Source organism: Paenibacillus sp. FSL H7-0940, assembly GCF_037979415.1.
Classification (GTDB): domain Bacteria; phylum Bacillota; class Bacilli; order Paenibacillales; family Paenibacillaceae; genus Paenibacillus; species Paenibacillus amylolyticus.
In genome coordinates this window covers 356,282-376,011 of the sequence record NZ_CP150280.1, presented here as the reverse complement: position 1 = coordinate 376,011, position 19,730 = coordinate 356,282, and the positions used below count along the sequence as shown (strand labels likewise).

General features: G+C 46.3%; 2 protein-coding genes. Both read right to left on the bottom strand.

Going from position 1 to position 19,730, the window contains the following annotated elements:
• Window position 1 precedes the first annotated feature (1 nt).
• Window positions 2-7,747 (bottom strand): SDR family NAD(P)-dependent oxidoreductase, encoded by a 7,746-nt coding sequence (locus MHB71_RS01635; protein ID WP_340028639.1) that lies wholly within the window; start codon window positions 7,745-7,747, stop codon window positions 2-4.
• Between the two features lie 28 nt (window positions 7,748-7,775).
• Window positions 7,776-19,718 carry an amino acid adenylation domain-containing protein gene (locus tag MHB71_RS01630; protein WP_340028638.1) on the bottom strand — a complete coding sequence of 3,981 codons (11,943 nt, stop codon included), beginning with the start codon at window positions 19,716-19,718 and terminating at the stop codon, window positions 7,776-7,778.
• Window positions 19,719-19,730 lie beyond the last annotated feature (12 nt).

The window sequence follows — 19,730 nt, the reverse complement described above, 5'->3', positions numbered from 1 at the left end:
CTCACTCCCCTGGCCGTATTTCATCCAAACGATGAAGAATGTCTTCGACAGATACTTCCCCGTCCTGCAACTTGTCCAGCATATGGCTTAATGAGTCATTCCAATCTCCGTCCTGCTCTTCTGATGCGGATGTTATCGGTGCAGCTTGTAGGATATGTTGCTCATTGCCTGCAATGTAATTGCTGAGTTTGTCTACGGTAGTATATTCAAACAGATCTACCAGTTTGATCTTATTGGGGAAATGCCGATCCAATAACTCATGCATCTGGCCCAACATGATCGAATCTCCCCCTAATTCGAAGAAACTGTCATAAATATTGATTTCACTGAACCCTAGTACCGAACCGAAGATTTTGGCAATCAGATCCTCAGCATCGCTATATGCTCCTTCTCCTGTCCTGCCATCCAGAGTAACTTCTGCATAACCGGTCTGGTTCTGAGTTTCAGGAAACACAGTTTTCTCATCAGTAGCCAGGGATCTCAGGTCGTCAGATAGTCTCACAGCAACACTTGACATCATGCCAAGCAATTTGCTTTCACGATTGATCTCGCCGACGATTACCCGATTCAAGTTCATTCCCATCGCACGATCCAGCCATGCAATGCCCTGCTCCGTAGGAATGGCAGAGAATACGCCATCCACATTGATGCCGTAACGAACGCCCATCCCCGTATCTCGCCATGTGTTCCAATTCATAGTTAGGGTTCGTTTCCCGAGCTTGCTTCGATATGCAGCAAACGCATCCAGGTATGCATTGGCAGCAGCATAGTCCCCCTGGCCCGGAGCAGCAAACACCGAAGAGATCGTGGAGAAGAGCAGGAAGAAGTCCAGATTATCCTCAAGCGTGACCTGATCAAGCGCCCATGTTCCATGGACTTTGGGACCTATCACCGCTGAGAACTGTTCCTCCGTCTTGCGCATCAGCATGCCTTCACCAGGTACACCGGCACTGTGGACTACGCCACGAATGGGACCGCAGGTATGTCGAAGTTCATCAAATACCTCACGTAGCCTATCCAGATGCCCGATATCCACTTGATAAAAGGAACATGATGTTCCCTTCTTCTCCAAATCCGTGACGCGGTTTATCGTCTCGCACACTTCCCTGTCTCTGTTCTGATCAAGCCATTCAGTCCACTGGTCACGCGGCGGAAAAGGTGAACGGGCAAGCAAAGCAACATGTCCTGCTCCCTTGTCAGCCAAGTACTGGGCAACTTCCAGTCCAATGCCTTTCGTGCCGCCAGTAATCACGTATACACCGTCATTTTGAATTGCTGGCGCATGGCCGATCACCGTCGTATCGTTCAAAGTCTCGAACTGCTCCTCATAACGGGTACCTTCCCGGTAAGCAACAAGATACAAATCAGACTTCCGGCCGATCTCTTGTAACACATCTTCAGCAGAGACAACATCATCAACGTCCAGAAATTTGCAGGATATGCCCATCAATTCCTGACCTACAACTCGTCCCATTCCCATAAAAGGAGCTTGTTGTGGCTGAAGGACACGTTCATTACCTGTCACTTCGTTCACATAATCAGATACCAGCGTAAGGCTCAGCCCGCGTTCATAACCCACATGTGCCAGCGCCTGTGTAAGATACATCAGGCTGCGAGCCCCACGTTGCTGGGTCACCTCTAATTGTTCGATACTCTCGGGAAATACTGCTTGCTCAGTCGTTGACATATGGATAATATGTGTGAATTGATACTCGGATTGAAGATCTGTTAACAAATCCTCATACGCCTCTTTATTTGAATCAACGCCATACCATCCATTACCTGGAGTAGAATCCTTTTGAAGTCCAATTTCTACTCTTACAACCTTCCGACCCGCAGCTAGTAATCTCTCATAGATCGATGCCGAAAGAGCGGTTTTTCCTGTGAACAATAACACATCTCCAGATTCGGAGGACATCCATGATGTCCCATCGTTGGATGGCGTGTTAACCCAACGAATAACATGAAATGGTTGTTCCATACGTTCCACTTTTACAGGGGCGACGTCGGGTATGTCCAGCCAGTGTGTCTTACGCTCGAAAGCATACACCGGGAGCCGCACTTTACGAGTTGCCTGTCCGTCATTCCATAATAATGGTGGCAAATCTGCGCCCGCCGAATACAACTCACTAATTTTGACCTGCATGGATTCGTCCCTGTACAAGCCGTCCCTCCACGCTAATGCCACTTCTTGAATTTCGGTGTTCAAACTTTCCTTCTGAACCAGAGTTAGATCATCCGGACGTCTAATCCCATCCGTACCTGATACCAATCGGTGTTCTCCATAACGATAGAAAACCTTGCCGGTGTCGCCAAGATCAGACTCCCAGAAGTAGAGCCGGTTCAATTCATTCAAACGGGAAATAAGCTCCATTGTCGTATTCACTGCAAAAATTAATCGATGCGGATAATGACTGCGCCCAGCCTGGACCGTGTAACAAATATCCTGCAAATCCATTTGTAATAATTGCGGGCCATATGCTACGTACCTCGTAACAAGTTGCTGCAAGCTCTCACGTGATTTGGCTGAAAGCATGAACAACTGTGGCCCAACGTGAGGAACATGGTCAGACAGTTCTTTATGGATATAGTCTGCCGGTGGCTCTTCCAACACAATATGGGCATTGGTTCCGCTCATGCCAAACGCACTGACGCCAGCTCGCCGCGGATGGCCTTCAACCTCCCACTTACGAGTAACGGTGTTGACGTATATGGCAGAATCGTAAAACGGGATATTTTCATTGGGTCGATTAAAGTGAATCGTTGCAGGCAATTCCTTGTTTTTAAGTGCCAACGCAGTTTTGATCAACCCGACAATTCCCGCTGCTTCAAGCAGATGACCCATATTGGCTTTGACAGATCCAATCGCACAGAAATTTCGTTTGTCGGTGAACATACGAAATGCATTCGTCAAACTGTTTACTTCAATCGGATCCCCTAAAGGTGTACCCGTCCCGTGAGCTTCCACATAACCAATGGTCGCAGGATCAATGCCAGCATCATCCCATGCCTTGCGAATCACGTCTTCCTGAGCCGCCGGATTTGGTGCTGTCATCCCGGCAGAACTGCCATCCTGATTGGATGCTGATCCCTTAATGACCGCATAGATTTGGTCGCCATCCTGTTTAGCTTTTTCGAGTGGTTTGAGCATGATTACACCGATGCCTTCGCCAAATCCCGTTCCTTCGGATTCCTCATCAAATGCACGCGTGATTCCATCCATGGATTCCATGCCTATTCCCATGCGTGTATTCGTGTGATGAATTGGCATGGTATGGATTTTAATCCCACCAGCTATGGCCATTTCACATTTGCCGCTACGAATCGATTGACATGCAGCATCTACAGCAACGAGGGATGATGAACAGGCTGTATCTACGACCATCGATGGCCCCTTCAAGTCCAGCATATAAGATACTCTTCCAGAGGTAACTGCTGCTGTGTTGCCCACCATAGCGCTGGATAGCAGAGTCGGATTGGTTTCATAAATGAGTCGTGAATACATATCGCGAATATTCGGCGAGTATCCAACAAACACCCCGGTATAACTTCCACTAATGTTTTCTACACAACCGGCATCTTCAACTGCTTCCCAGCATGCCTGCAGGAAAAGACGCTGATGTGGGTCCATCAGGCTTGCTTCCTTAGGAGACAAACGGAAAAAGGTACTATCGAACTTATCAATCTCATCAATATAGGACCCTTCCACAAGAGCAACGCTGCCCTCAGGAAACTGTTTATATCGAATATAGCGATCAATGGCATCCTTTCGTTCTGCAGACAATGCGGTCCTGCAATCCAACCCGTTACGAATATTGTCCCAGAATTCATCAGTATTGTTGGCGTTAGGCAGTTTGACGGAAATACCAATAATGGCTATGTCCTGTTCCGTTCCTTTCATCGGTGTATGATGTGTCATGTTGTTGCTTCCCTGGCGTTTATCTACCAGAAAACGGGCCAGTTTATACACTGTTGCGTGCTCAAACAAATCCGTAATCATAAGCGAACCTGGATCAAGCAGTTCCAATCTGGCATGCATCGTTTTTAACAAGAGTGAATCGGCTCCCAGTTCAAAGAAATTTTCATGGATGTTAATTTCCTCGAAACCCAATACCTGTCTGCAGACATCAGCGACACGTCGTTCCGCTTCGGTGTAATCCTCTTTTTCTTTTCCCGTTAGGATCACCTGACCCGTGCCATGTTGTGAAAGTGATCGGGTAGAAGCCCTTTCTGCTATAGACCTGGTCGTAGACTTCATTCTCTTCAATCGTTCGAGCAAATGTGGAGCAACCCGAATCCCTGAACGTTCGAGTAAACGAATGCCCCCACCATCTATGTTTAATTCCCCGATAATAACGCGGTCTACTTTTCGAGTAACAACGTCTGCGAGAGTATGGATCGCCTGTTGAGGTAAAATGGCCTTAAATATAGTATCCGCCGTAAAACCCGAACGTGCTGCCATTCCCCGCTCCCTCCAGGTCACCCAGTTAATCGCGAGTGTGTGAAGTCCCTGCTTGGTTCGTTGTGCAGCGAACGTATCCAGGTAGGCATTGGCTGCAACATAATCTCCCATAGTCAACGTGCTAAATGTTGTAGCGACAGAAGAACATAACAGCATAAAATCAGGCTGATCTTGTCGGGTAAGTTGATCAAGCAGCCATGTCCCCCTGATCTTGGGAGCCAACGTGCGCTTGACGTCATCTTCACTCTTCTGATCGGTAGACAGATCACTTCCCGTTCCTGCACAATGCACAATTCCACGTATAGAACCAGCCGTTTGTCTGATAACATCCAACGTATGGGTAAGACGCATTTCATCGGATACATCTACGCTAAAATAAGTTACCATTGCTCCGAGACTTTCCATGGCATCTATTTCACGAATAATCTGCTGAACAGCCGCCTGGTCTTTCCCATCCTTACGAAGCAGCGGCCATTGCTCTCTGTTGGGTAATTCAGTCCGTCCCAGTAGGACAATTCTTACCTTTGTCTGACCAGCCATCCATCTCCCAATCTCTGAACCTATCCCCCCTGCTCCACCCGTTATGATGTATACTCCATCTTCAACCAGTTGCCAGTCGCTATTTTCCTGAGTCTCTGTGTTCCATTCATCCAGCTGTTCAACATAACGAATACCATTCCGATAGGCAAAATTCTCGTTGGAGATGCCTATGCCACCAACTAACTCCGGAATAGATTCAAGTGAACTATGTCCATCTCTGTCAATGCACTGACACCGGATATGCGGATATTCCTTTCCTATAACCTTAGCCCAGCCGATCAAGGCAGCGTGCTCAGGATACAGTTCCACTTCTTCCCCCGTCACTTGATAAGCAGTTGTCGTAGCAATTGATATGTCTACAGGGCCAGACACTGCTCTCTGCACCAGAGATTTGACCAGTCTGAACAGACTCAGAGGACCCTCTATTTCCGCCTGAGAAAGATCCGCCAGATTATGCACCTGCATTCTGGGCGTTGAACTCAGTAGATGAATAACACGGGTTATATCATTGAAAGGCAATGCACCAAGCAGATGAACATAAACATCTTCTGAAGAAAGTTGCACTAGACCTGAGAGTCCTTCCATAACGGCAACATCTCCGTCAAATGTCACGGATACCAGCTTTCGTCCCAGATTACGCAAGGTGGTTTCAAGCCTTTCGCCTTCAAGGTCTTTATCTTTTCGCAATATCAGGGTTATCCCATCATCAATTGGCTGCTGCTCCTCATCGGGTATGGATGGTTCCAAAGAATCCGCGATCCAGCGCGTTCTATACATGCTCCGATACATGTCATCTGTCTGGCGTTGATCCATGTCCGATTTCCAGTCCAGCCAGCATATGTTCGGTTCAAACTGGTATGACGGAAGTGGAATCCTGCGCACAGACTTTTCTCTGTACAGATCTTCCCAACTCACATCGGCTCCCTGAACATACAAATCACAAATGGCCTCCAACAGCACTTCCCTCGTATGAAGATGCGCTTCTGAAATCCACCCCTGTGCCTTCTGGCCAAGTAACTTAACCTCCTGCTCCGTGATTTCCCCTGTACTTCGCGTGGACTCCCCTGCACCGGCTGTTATTATCCGATGTATGCCTGTGTGTACTCCATTTATCTCAAGATCAGGACCACCTTTTACGTCTGATACAAGCTTCAATTTTCTTTCCAAATCCTTGCGATCACTGTAAGTGATCGCAAGCCTTTGAGTGTAGTGCCCTCTTCCGGTATTAGCCGAAAATGATAGATCTGCCAGCGAAAGTTCAGGATCTGAAACGAGCAAGGCCTGATACGCTTGCACCAGTTTTGTTAAGCTGGCAGCACTTTTGGCAGAGATCGTTAAAATTTGCATATCCGGGGTCACTGCGGTATCTGGCCTGTGATAACGTGGCGGCTCTTCAACTACAATGTGACTATTGGTTCCACTTAGACCAAACGCGCTGACACCACATCTGCGTGGAGCTCCTTCGGCATGCCATATTCTAGGGCGTGTGTTGAGATAGACTGGAGAATCTTCAAAGTTGATTTTTGAGTTTTGACGCTGAAAATGAAGTGTGGGTGGCATCATGCCTTCACGCATCCCCATAATGACCTTGAAAAGCGAAGCCATTCCAGCTACACAATCCAAGTGGCCCACATTTGTTTTCACTGAACCGATAGCACAGAATTGTTTCTTGTTTGTAAACTTTTGGAACGCTCTGCGAATGGCCTCAAACTCAATGGGATCTCCCATATCTGTTCCTGTACCATGTGTTTCAATATAATTTAGCGTCTCCGGGTTAATCCCCGCATTTTTCCATGCTTTCACCAGCAAATCTGTCTGTGAAGCGGTATTGGGCGCTGTGATGCCTACGGAAGTTCCATCCTGATTCACAGCACTTCCTTTGATGACTGCGTAAATATGGTCTCGATCCCTGAGTGCTTTGTTCAAAGGTTTGAGGATAATAGCGGCAGCGCCTTCACCCCACACCGTCCCATCCGAATCTGCATCAAACGCCTTCACTTTGCCATCTGGCGCTTCCACACCAAGCTTGTTCCCTTCATCCAGGGGAAACAGACGTATCTTGACGCCACCAGCGACAGCCAGATCACAATCCCCGTTTCGAATGGCCTGGGACGCGAGATGGATGGCTACGAGAGAAGATGAACATGCTGTATCAAGACAAAGGCTCGGCCCCTTCAGATCCAGCAAGTAAGAAATCCGGCTAGCCAGAATGGAGGCCAGATTACCTGGAACTGCACTGGGATCTGCCTGAGGTTCCAAGTCAGTGATTAATCTTTTGTAGTCATATACTTCATCGTTTCGAAACCCAACGTACACACCTGTGTTGCTTCCTTTAAGTTTCCCGCCTCCATATCCCGAATTCTCAATGGCGTGCCAAGCCGTTTCAAGAAACAACCGCTGATTGGGGTCCATGAGAGAAGCTTCACGGGGAGACAGGTTGAAGAAACGATAATCGAATCGGTCAATATGATTCAAAAACCCTGCTTTGGTATACGCGACCGACTCTCCCCGTGTCTTCATATAATAATCTGTGAAAGATTGTCGTTCTGCGGGAAAATCGCTGATACTGTCCACACCGTTAACCAGATTGCTCCAATATGCCTCGAGTTCCTCTGCACCAGGGAATCTGCCGGACATTCCAATAATGGCAATGTCCTTAGTCGAAACACTTTCGATATCGACCGATTCTGCTCCGGATTCCAGGAGATCATCCAGTTTAATACTTCCCATTAATCCTTTTCTCATTTTGCTCTCCTTTACAGTCGGCTTGAGATCATTCGAGTATCGGGTTCAGTAGTTTAAAGTAGAGTTGCAAGAGTGACTCTACCTTGCTCTTCCGCCATTTCATTGAACGGAATCCACATACAAAGTGCAGGCTGTCCTCCTGATGAACCACTTGTAACGTTAAGTCGTACAGTTCTGACACTGGCACTCCCGAAGCAACTGCACCAGCGTTATAGAACAAAGGTAATGTTCCTGTACCGGGCTCCTGCAAGAGTGTACTAACATGTTTGGTGTGGAAGGTCTCTCTGCCATCTTGACCCTTGGATTGATGGATAAGCTGGAATAATTCATTAAATTGTTCCAACGAGCCGAAGTCCAGATCAAATACTTGAATATAGTCGGACTGCCCAATGGCTGCATGCACACTTATCCGATCACGGTTGGAGGCCTGTGCGAGAAGGTACGCAAAGCCGGCAAATAAAATATCATCCACCTCCACGTCCCACCTGCTGGCAGCATTCACCACACGATCATAGAGTTCTGCCGATAAGGCAAACTGCAACTCTTCTGTTTCGTTTGATGTTGAATCTCCTTCCACGAAATAATCCATGGACAAGGGAATGCGGGAGCGTGATACATGGATTACATCCATCTCGTCCAACTGATTCTCGATAAATGCGGTAATATCCGAAATAGTTGGCAAATTAAACATGTCGGTTATCTTCACAATTCCCGGATATTGGTCATCAAGTCTGGCATGTGCTTTGATCATCAGAACAGAATCGCCGCCGATCTCAAAGAAATGCTGATTCACACCAATGTGAGCATTGCCAAGTACTTCGCTCCATATCTGTACCAATAGTTTCTCAATATCATTGGCGGGAGCCTTGTATTGGACCTGAGCTGTGTGTAGAGCTGTTGGTTCAGGTAATGCGTTACGATTGATTTTTCCATTTGCTGTTAGAGGGATGGCTTCCAACCGGATAAAGAATGAAGGCACCATGTACTCCGGCAATCTGGATATCAGAAACTCTCGCAATTCAGCAATGGAAACTTCTTGATCAGAGACATAATAGGCACACAAATATTTTTTCTTTTGCTCGTTCTGCCTGTCCATTACATACACACGCTTCAAGGCGTGGTGCTGAATGAATATGGCTTCAATTTCACCAAGTTCCACGCGATGCCCCCTGATTTTGATCTGGTTGTCCTTTCTGCCCAAAAATTCAATGTATCCCTCTTTACGCATGACGCCATGGTCTCCCGTTCTATACAATCGACCAAGGAGCGGGTGCTGAATGAATGCTTTCTCCGTTTTATCCAAGTCATTCACATATAGATTTGCAAGGCCTACTCCGCCGATAAACATCTCACCTGGAACATCAACCGGACATGGACGCAGTTTGTAATCGAGCACATGGAATGTTTGATTCGCCAACGGATACCCGTAAGGGATACTGTTCCACGCATCAGATATTGAATTAATAGGGTAATAAATGGACCAAATACTAGCCTCTGTTGCACCACCGAGACTCACAATGCTTGCATCAGGACACAGATTTCTGACTTTGCCCGGTAACGATAGAGGTATCCAGTCACCGCTGAGCAGTATAAGACGAAGACTGCTTTGATGGTTACCCTCGTTGGTGATGTTTACTGCTCTTTCTATATCAGAACTTTGGATATTTAACTTAGCCAGCGGAGCGGTCTGTGCACCCAGGACTGCTACGGAACGTTCCGATAATAGGGATGGGTCAGCAGCCATTGGGTTTTCGCCATAGGATACCGATACGCTTGGACTTTGTCTGATATAATTTCTGCTGCTCCATTCTTCCGTAGAAGCTATATCATCGTCTGGCTTCAATCCTGCTTCCACCGTGTGAAGCCAGATCTGATTTTCATTTAAATTGAATAACGGTTTCACTTTCTCAAAAGGCATATCTCCGATCGAACACATTCCAATGCCCAACATCTCTCCAACACTGTTTAGTGTGGATACCATAATTCCGGTATCAATAAGGGAGTATAAATAACCTTGCGCGCCATATTTCGGCATGGTTGCTTCCGCGTTGTAAATGAAGAAAACAGTAAACGCTGAAGACTGATAAATGGACCTGTTCGTGTAATAGTGCATTTCATCAGTGAATGACTGATTCCCATGAACGAGGCGTACCGTGTAATCCACTGGACTAAAGTAGTACAAGCCCGCCTCCATTCCCGCAACTCTTCCTTCCTTCACATACACAAACACATCTATCGGATATAGCCCTCCCGCAGAAGGATAGTTATACCGAATTTCCTGTCCTTGATCATACTGACCCAGTACTCCCATCAGATCGGAGAACTGTTTCATGGTGACAGGCTGATCCTCCTTAAAGGAACGATGAGAACGTCGCTTGGAGATGAAATCAGGATATTCAACACCACGCTCCAGTGAGACCTCAAGTGTGGTGTTCTCACCGAAATTACGATGCAACTGTATTTTTTTAAATTCCTCGTATGCCTGTGCATCGTATGCCACCTTTTCGTCATACGGATTGCGGAATAACTGCGTCTGCTTCTTGAAAATTTCCGCTGGCTCCATAAGTCCGCTGACCAAAGCACGTTTACGAATGAGCAGTTCCATGAGCGAATTCACTTCACTAACAGGTACATTCGGGAAGAAAGAAGCAATCTCGGATTGACGGATCCCCTTTTGTGCCAGGAAATACAGTTCAGGGAACATACCTGTTGCATATGCAGGGCATTTGAACTCATCCACGTAGATATGCTTTCCATCCATTCGCCACAGCGTGGAGAATGACCAATGGTACACCGATTCTACTGACTCTTTCTCCACAGCCAGTTGGGTTGACGCCTGAATCTCTTCATCACTTGCCCAACGGTAGCTTCGTCCAGCATCGGATTCCAGTCGATCCATGAACATATCCATAATCGCTGGAACCGAATTCCAGATTGTAACCTGATGGCGATCAACGGCCTCTTTCATCATTCGGATATCTCTTTGGTCGGATACAATTACGAGAGCTGCACCCGAGGAAAGTGCACCGAACACGTCATATACGGATAAATCGAAACACATGGAAGATACGCCAAGCATGCGATCCTTCTCATGAACACCGAACTTTCTGTTCATATCCTGAATCGTATTCGTTACAGCCCCATGAGTAATGGCAACACCCTTTGGTCTCCCCGTACTTCCCGATGTATAGATTACATATGCAATATCATCAGGTGTTCCAGATGGCTCACCTTCGAGTAGAGGATAACCTGAAGCCGAGACCTGATCATAGGCATCCACGTCCAATACAATTTGGCAATCACTATTCTTAAGCATGTAAGCTTGCCGATCTTCAGGATAATCCGGATCAAGTGGTACATATGCCGCACCAGTGCGAAGTATAGCCATTACATTTACAATGGTCTCCATACGGCGCCTTGCTACAACGCCAACTCGATCCCCTCGCCCGATCTCCTGTTCAAGTAAATATCCTGCCAGTTGACCAGATCTTCGGTCCAGCTCCGAATACGTCATCCGCTCATCCTCAAACAACAATGCATCCTGATCTGGATAATGTTTGGCCATACGATCAAACAAATGTTGCAATGTTGTTGGCATGATATTTTCTTCTGATTGGTTATACCTTTCCAAAATGCTGCGATCGACTGAAGGAATGTCAGGCCCCGTAATCGTTTCTCCTACAATTAGGCCATCCAGCAGTGCAATATATTGCGCAAACATCGTTTCGACCACCTGTTGGTCAAACAAGTCATCCACGTAATCCCAGGTTAGCGTTAGCTGCCCTCCCGCATCCGAAGCCTGATGATCCAGATATACCTGCGATGTTTGGCTGACCCCCGTTCGAACCTTTCCAATCAGTCCCTGAGTTGCTTCAGATGTCTCACGTTCATTAAAGATCATACTTGTGAAGACAATTGGCATTACGGTCTTGTTCCCCATTTGATGATGCTTGGAGAGATCACGTATGAATTCGATGCCTTCATAATGCCTGTGCTCCAGCGCCTCCAGTATACTGTCCTGAACATGACGCACATGACCCATAAAATCATTCCCCGAAGCCATATCCACATCAATTAAAATCATGGAAGTAAAGTCCCCAATGATATCCTGTATGCTTGGGTGGAATGGATAACGATTGAAGACTGTCAGATTCAGTGCAATCTTCTGTTGATTGCTCCAGTACGATAAGATCTGGGCATAGGCTGCACAGAGAAGCGCTGAAGGTGTTAGCCCATGTCCATTAGCAATCTTTTTCAATATCTCCCAACGCTGTGGTTCAAACACTTCATTAAGTCGCTTGAATTTTGGTTCGCTGATCTGTGCAGGATCTGTCTTCAATGGGAGTGCAGGTGCTGCTGGGAACTCCTCTACTCGGGCAAGCCAGTATTGTTTGTCAGCCAGGTACGTATTCGATTTACGGAATTCATTGTAAGCAAGAATATAATCGCGGAATGTAAATGGATTAGGCTCCGGATCAATCTCGGGATGATGATAGAATTTCAGTAGATCATTATTGAAGATCTGTATGCTTGCCCCATCAGCAATGAGCAGATCATATCCAAACAACAGCAGATGTGTATTTTCAGATATTTTTTTCGCACGTATCTCAAATAATGGCCATTGCTCCAATTCAAAAATATGATGAGACATGCGTTCTCTTTCGGCTATGATCACCCGTTCCATCTCGTCAGGACTCAAACCACTGATATCTTCAATATCCATCCGGTATACCGGTACATGTGGCAGGATTCGTTGCTCTCCGGTAGGCAGGATAATTGCCCGCAACATAGGATGATGTTCAATCAGCTTGATTAGTGCTTCATTGAAGCGCGTCATCTCCAGTTGAGTTTCGAATTCGAGGTACCCGTGTGTCGAAGTGCCTCCCATTTCAAAAGCCTGACTTCTTCCTGCGACATAAGCCATCTGTACCTCGGTCAGCGGGAATGGTCGGCCTTCAGGATCAGGGCATGGATCATACTGCGGATAATGAATTGTTCCCACTGACTCTTCATTTTCCACAGAGCTCTTAAGCAAAGCCGCCAGTTCATAAATATCTCTCAGGGCCATAAATTCCTTGAAGCTGAGACGTTGATTGAATTCCTGCCCAATCCGATTCACCAGCTGCACCATTAGAATTGAATTGATCCCCATCTGGAAAAAGCTGTCGTGAGTTCCTATTCCATTCATACCAAATACGGATTCACAGAGTCCAATCAGCTTCTGCTCCGTTGGGCTTTCTGTTCCTGCAAGTGCACTGGACTGTTGTCCAAAAGTTGGTTCCGGTAACGCTTTCCGATCAATCTTTCCATTGGGTGTAAGTGGAAATTCAGGCAACTGGATTAAATGCTGAGGAACCATGTAATCCGGAAGTGCTTTTGCCAAAAGACGCTTCATCTCCAATTCGTCATAGCTGCGCTCCGCTGAGTAATAGGCTACCAGTACCTTGGTCCCTTGCATGTCCACTTTATCTATAACGACAGCCTGCTTCACGCTAGGAACTGTAGATAATCGGCTTTCAATTTCTCCAAGTTCAACCCGATACCCCCTGATTTTCACTTGGGAATCCCGTCTGCCAAGGAATTCAATGTACCCTTCTCTTCGCAAGACTCCAAAATCACCTGTGCGGTATAAACGTCCCAATTCCGGATGATTAAAAAATGCATTGTCGGTCCTCACCGGATCATTAAAGTATCCTTGAGCCAATCCTGCTCCACCGATACAGAGCTCACCAATGACATCGACTGGACTCAGGCAACCCGTGTAGTCAAGCGTATAGAATGTCTGATTCGCAAGTGGTCTTCCATACGGGATGCTCTTCCAATCAGACTTGACAGTATCAATGGGATAATAGATAGACCAAATGGATGCCTCTGTCGCACCTCCCAAGCTGATAACCTGTGCCGAAGGAAAACGCCCATGTACTTGCTCTGGCAATTTCTTTGGTATCCAGTCCCCACTGAGCAGGATGAGTCTTAATTGTTCATTGGTTTGATCGGTTACGTAATCTGCCATCAGTTGCATAATAGCTGGAACTGAATTCCAGATGGTTACTTTATGCTGTTGTATCGCGTCGTACATGTCATGAATATCACGCTGGTCAGCAATGATCACAAGTGCTGCACCCGTCGCAAGTGCACCGAAAATATCATAGACTGACAGATCAAAGCACATTGAAGAGATACCAAGCATCCGATCTTGATCCGTCACTTCAAACTTCATATTGATATCCCGAATGGTATTCATTGCCGGGCCATGGGCAGTAGCTGCCCCTTTTGGAGTTCCCGTGCTGCCAGACGTGTAAATAATGTAGGCAAGATCGTCAGGTGCTGCGTTATTTTCCAGTGGCTCCACCGGCAATTCAGCCAGTCCCTCAAACGTATAAAGTTCGGGTAATAACAGCATTTTGCAGTTACTATTTTGTAAAATGTATTGCTGACGATCTTCAGGATAATCGGGATCAACAGGCACGTATACCGCTCCTGCTTTGAGAATGCCGATGGTATTCACAATTGTCTCCATACCACGTTTGGCTAACAACCCCACCCGGTCTCCCCGTGTTATTCCTTGTTGCGTCAAGTAATGAGCGAGCTGATTGGAGAGTTCATCCAGCTGTTGGTAAGTCATTTGCTGATTACCGTAAATCAATGCTGTCTGATAAGGAGTCTTGGTCGCCTGCTCCATAAAAGACCCATGCAGTGTAGATATAGGAAATGATTGTGCTGTTGCATTAAATGCATTCCAGATGGCCTTATCCTGTTCAGGCAAACCTGGTAAAAACTCGATATTCTCTTGCTCACACAGATGAGTAATTATCGCTGTATAATCATCGAACATGGCGGAAAGTGTATCGTAATGAAAAAGATCCTGAATATAGTCCCAGTTAATGGTCAGTCTCCCGTCAGTCTCCATTACCTGATTATCAAGGTAGACTTGGGAGGTCTGACTGATACCCATTTTCAAATCTCCGATATGCTGCCAGCTTCCAATGGCATCCACAAATAATGTGCTGGTATATACAATCGGCATAATGGCGGAAGTACCTGCTTCTCGATGACGGGCCAGTTCTCGAATGAACTCCACGCCGTCATAATGTCGATGTTCCAACATATTGAGCATGCCACTCTGCACGTCTCTTGCTTGTTCCCAAAAAGGTTTGTTTTTTTGTTCGTTAATTTCGAGCAACATGATGGATGTAAAATCACCGATAATTTGATCGGTTTCTTCATGAAATGGAAAGCGGTTGAACGCCGCCAGATTGATGGCAAGTCGATCCTGATTGCTCCAACGGGCCAAAACTCGAGCAAAGGCAGTACACAGAAGCGCGGAAGGTGTTACATTTTTTTGCTGCGCCTTATGCTTTAATTGCTCCCACGGATCTTGTTCCAATACCCAGCTTAGCCGTGAAAATTGCGGTTTCTTGATATGTCTGGGCTCCTGCTTCAGCGGAAGTGCTGGAGCGGAAGGGAATGTGTCCAACTGATCCATCCAGTACTTCTTGTCACGTGCGTACATCTCACTCTTTTTCAGTTCTCTGTATGCCATCATATAATCCTTGAACGAAAACTTGAGTACAGGAAGTTCCTTTTCCGGCTCACGGCAATAATGCACCAGGTCCTCTCCAAGGATCTGGATACTCGCACTATCACAGATCAGCAGATCATAACCGAATAACAGGTAATGCCGTGTATCATCTATTTTAAAAGCTTTGAATTCAAACAGCGGCCATTGGCTCGGCTCAAACACATGATGGGACATTCGATCCCGTTCCACCTCAATGTGTTTCCACTTTTCCTGCTCATTCAGATGGCACACGTCAACGATTTCCAGTTTATAGTCTGGTACCTGTGGCAATATTCGTTGCATGCCCTCAGGCAATATGACTGCTCGCAGCATTGGATGGCGCTGAATCACTTTTTGCAATGCAGTTTGGAAATGCGTCATGTTCAATTTGGTTTCCAATTCCAGATAATAGTGAGTGGATGTTCCCCCCATTTCAAACCGCTCGTCTCGACCTAACAGATAAGCCATCTGTACTTCTGTCAAAGGGAAGTCCTCATACAGGGTCGCCGGTTCCGGCTCTTGCTGGGGATACTCGGATATCGCTCCAGTTTCCTTGAGTGCACCAATCAGATGAATTGCAAGCTTTGCCAGATTCATACCTTCAAAGAACGTGTGGTAGTTTAGGTGAACATGGTAGCGTACCCGTATCTCAGTAATAATGCGCATCATTGATATTGAATCAACGCCGAGTTCAAACAAGTTGTCGTATACATCTAACCCGGTAAACCCGAGAACATGTCCCACCAGTTGGGCAAGTTCCTTCTCCGTAGTTGTATATATACCGTTATCTCGTCCGTGCAGTTCAACCTTCTGCTCATATTCAGTTCTCGTCAGCTGGTTGTTATGATAATTCAAATGATTACGTTCCTGTTGAATTCGAGCTGTCATGGCTTCCGAAAATTGGATAACTCTTGACGACTCTAATAACGGTAGGAGTTCACTCGCATAATTGGGCTCACCGATCAACACTCGGCGTATACGACGGCTCAATACCATGTCAAAAGCACTGATCGCTTGATGAGTCGCTAACGTCTTGAATGCTGTATCCACATTCAGACCAAATCTGGCAGCCATTCCGGTTTCCTTCCAGGCAGGCCAGTTAATGGTTAGCGTTCGGCCCGACCCATTTGCACGGTAAGACGCAAAGCTATCCAGAAAACAGTTTGCAGCAACATAATCGCTCTGCCCCGGTTCGCCTAACATGGATATGCCAGAAGAAAACATAACGAAGAAATCGAGCGGTTCCTGCGCTGTTACTTGATTCAGAACCCAGGTTCCCTGAACCTTCGGTCTCAGAACCTCTTGGAATGCAGTCTCTTCCTTACGGATAATCAAGCCGTCATTGGCAACACCAGCGCTATTAATTACCCCATAGATTTGCCCATATTTTGTCCTTAACCCCTGCACAACCTGAGTCATCTGCTCCAGATCGGAGATGTCTGCACTGATTAATTCAACACTTGATCCTCCGGCTTCAAGCTCCATAATGGTTTTCATTCGTTCAATCATTTCCATGGATATTATCTTTGGATCTTCTTCTTGAATAAGCTTGTCCCACACAGTGCGATCAGGCATCGCCGTACGACTGATTAGTGCCAGACGAATGCTGCGTTCATCAGCCAGATGCTTCGCGAACTGCAAGCCAATTCCGCCTGTTCCACCAGCAATAAGATATAAACCGTTCTCACGAATAGTCACTTCCTCATGACTGGCTTCCAGAATGTTAGCAATATCCAATTCTTCAACGTATGACTGATTATGGCGATACGCCACTTGGAAACGGTCATGGGAGCTATTCAATTCTGCATAGATCGTATCCGCATCGGTATCTGAATCCACATCAATGAATCGGCAGGATATTTCCGGATACTCCTGTTCAATGACTTTTGCGAATCCGTTAAGCGTTGCATTTTCCGGTCGTACCTGACTTTCATACCCCGTAACTGCATTCGCTAGGGAGGATATGAATTGAAGCTGAAGTCCCTCTGTCATATGATGATGTAGAATCGCACGGGTCAAGTAGAATGCACTCTGAATTCCACGGTCCTGGCTTAACTTCAATTGTTCCTCGCTTTGTAAATAATCATCTGAATCATTCTCTGCCAGAGTAAACCCGTGAATAATGCGGGTTAGCCCCTGACCCTTCATATCATCCAATAACTGAATGTAATCACTTTCATCACCACGAATCACATAGTGCGAATCATCATACTTCTCATAACGATCCCCCCAGGCTACCTGAATGACTCGTGCTTCGAGCTCACGCTCCAATCGGACCGTCAAGGCAGCACTGACTTGATCGTTTCCGCGGAAGAGAAGTACGGCGCCTTTCATTTTTGAGACGACAGAATCTCGAGATACGGGCGTGTATCGTTGCCATACAGCTTGATAAAACATGCCCTCTGCCTGTACCTTTTCCGATCTTCTGTTACGTTTTGGAATGTCGATCCAACATCTGTGCGTCTGAAATGCGTAAGATGGCAAACTGACCTTAAATACATTCTGATTCGCATAAAGCGCTTCCCAGTCAGCATCGCCCCCAGAGACATAGTATGAAGCAGCCTGATGTAACGCATTGATGTCTTGCTGCCCACTGTTCATGAATTCTCCAAGAGCTTGTCCCAGCGATACGCTCATCTCATGCCTAGATGAGAGCGACATTCTGAATTCCTGATCCGCTGCCTCCTCATCTTGAACCAGCTTGTGAAAACCGGTATAGATGTGCGAACCATGTGAAGTACCAAATAGCTGTTTTGAACGCTCCAACTGAGTAAGTTTCTGATGCAAATCGATGTTGCTGTTCATTATGATTGCTACCCGATATGGAAACTTTCCTCTTCCCGTGTTGGCGGTATAACACATATCTTGTAATGTTGGCAGTTCATTTTTTTCAAGAAAATAGATATACTTACTGATCATCTGACGTAGCGATTCCTCAGACTTGGCGGACAACGTCAGAATGGATGGACCTGTTACAGAAGTGTTCGCTTGATGCGCTGCAGTTGCCCGATCAGGTGCTTCCTCAAGTACGAGATGACAGTTGGTTCCCCCAATGCCAAAAGAGCTGATACCACACCGTCTTGGAGTTGTGCCATCCGTGTTCCACTCTCGTAGTGTAGTATTTACGTAAACGGGTGATCCACTGAAGTCAATCGCTCTATTTGGCTTTTCAAAGTTCAAGGTTGGAGGGAGTTTTTTATTTTTCAACGCCAGAATTGCCTTAATTAAGCCAGCAGTTCCAGCTGCTTCGTACAGATGACCGATATTGGTTTTAACCGAACCGATCGCACAAAATTGTTTCTTGGAAGTATATTTCTTAAACGCGTTCTGAATTCCCTTAATCTCAATGGGATCTCCCAATTCTGTCCCCGTACCATGCGGTTCGAAGTACGAGATCGTTTCGGGATCAATGTTACCGTCCTCCCACGCTTTTACAATCAACTCAGCCTGAGTGGATGGGTTTGGTACAGTCAATCCGCCAGAACTTCCATCCTGATTGACGGCCAAACCTTTAATTACCGCATAGATCTGATCACCATCACGCATTGCAGCGTCTAGTGGTTTCAGCAATAAAGCAGTGACTCCTTCGCCCATTCCCGCCCCATTTGCAGAATCATCAAATGTTTTGGTCCGGTAGTCTGGAGATTCCATCCCGATTTTCTCATTCTGATTCTCGCGTGTCATAAGATGAAGTTTCACACCGCCCGCAATTGCCATATCACATTCCTTGTTCCGGATGGCCTGACATGCCATGGCAACAGCTACGAGTGAAGAGGAACACGCTGTATCAACAACAATACTGGGTCCCTTCAGATTCAGAAGATACGAGATTCGATTGGATAATATGGAAGCCAAATTTCCCACGATGGACAGTGCACTTGTCTGCATCGTTTCGGTAATATATCGCATATACATATCTTTGATATTGTTGGAAAAGCCTACATAGACACCTGTATTGGTGCCCGATAATTTGTCGTTACCGTATCCTGCATCCTCCATGGCATCCCATGCTGTCTCCATAAACAAACGCTGATTAACATCCGTTAAACTGGCTTCTTTGGGAGGCAAACGAAAGAATTCATGGTCGAATTGGTCAATATTGTCCAGGTACGCCGCTTCGTAATATTGAATATCTCCCTTAGGAATATCCATATAAGAGAGAATAGCGTCCATATCCGATTTTCGTGTCTTGGGAATGGGACGTATGCAATCTACACCACTCTGGATATTATCCCAGTAGTCATCCAGTGTTTCCATATTGGGCAACTTGGCTGAAATACCGATGATGGCGATATCCTTGACGGGTTTCTTTTCCCCTTCTTTTAGCATTTTCACGATCTGAGCCGCCGTTGTTTTGTTCATCTTCTGGTCCTTGACACTCTCTACCAGGAGCTTCAGAATTTTCTCCACGCTTCACGTCCC

Excerpts from the sequence above, each read along its gene's own strand:
- MHB71_RS01635 (WP_340028639.1), bottom strand. The coding sequence starts at position 7,747 with ATGAGAAAAGGATTAATGGGAAGTATTAAACTGGATGATCTCCTGGAA.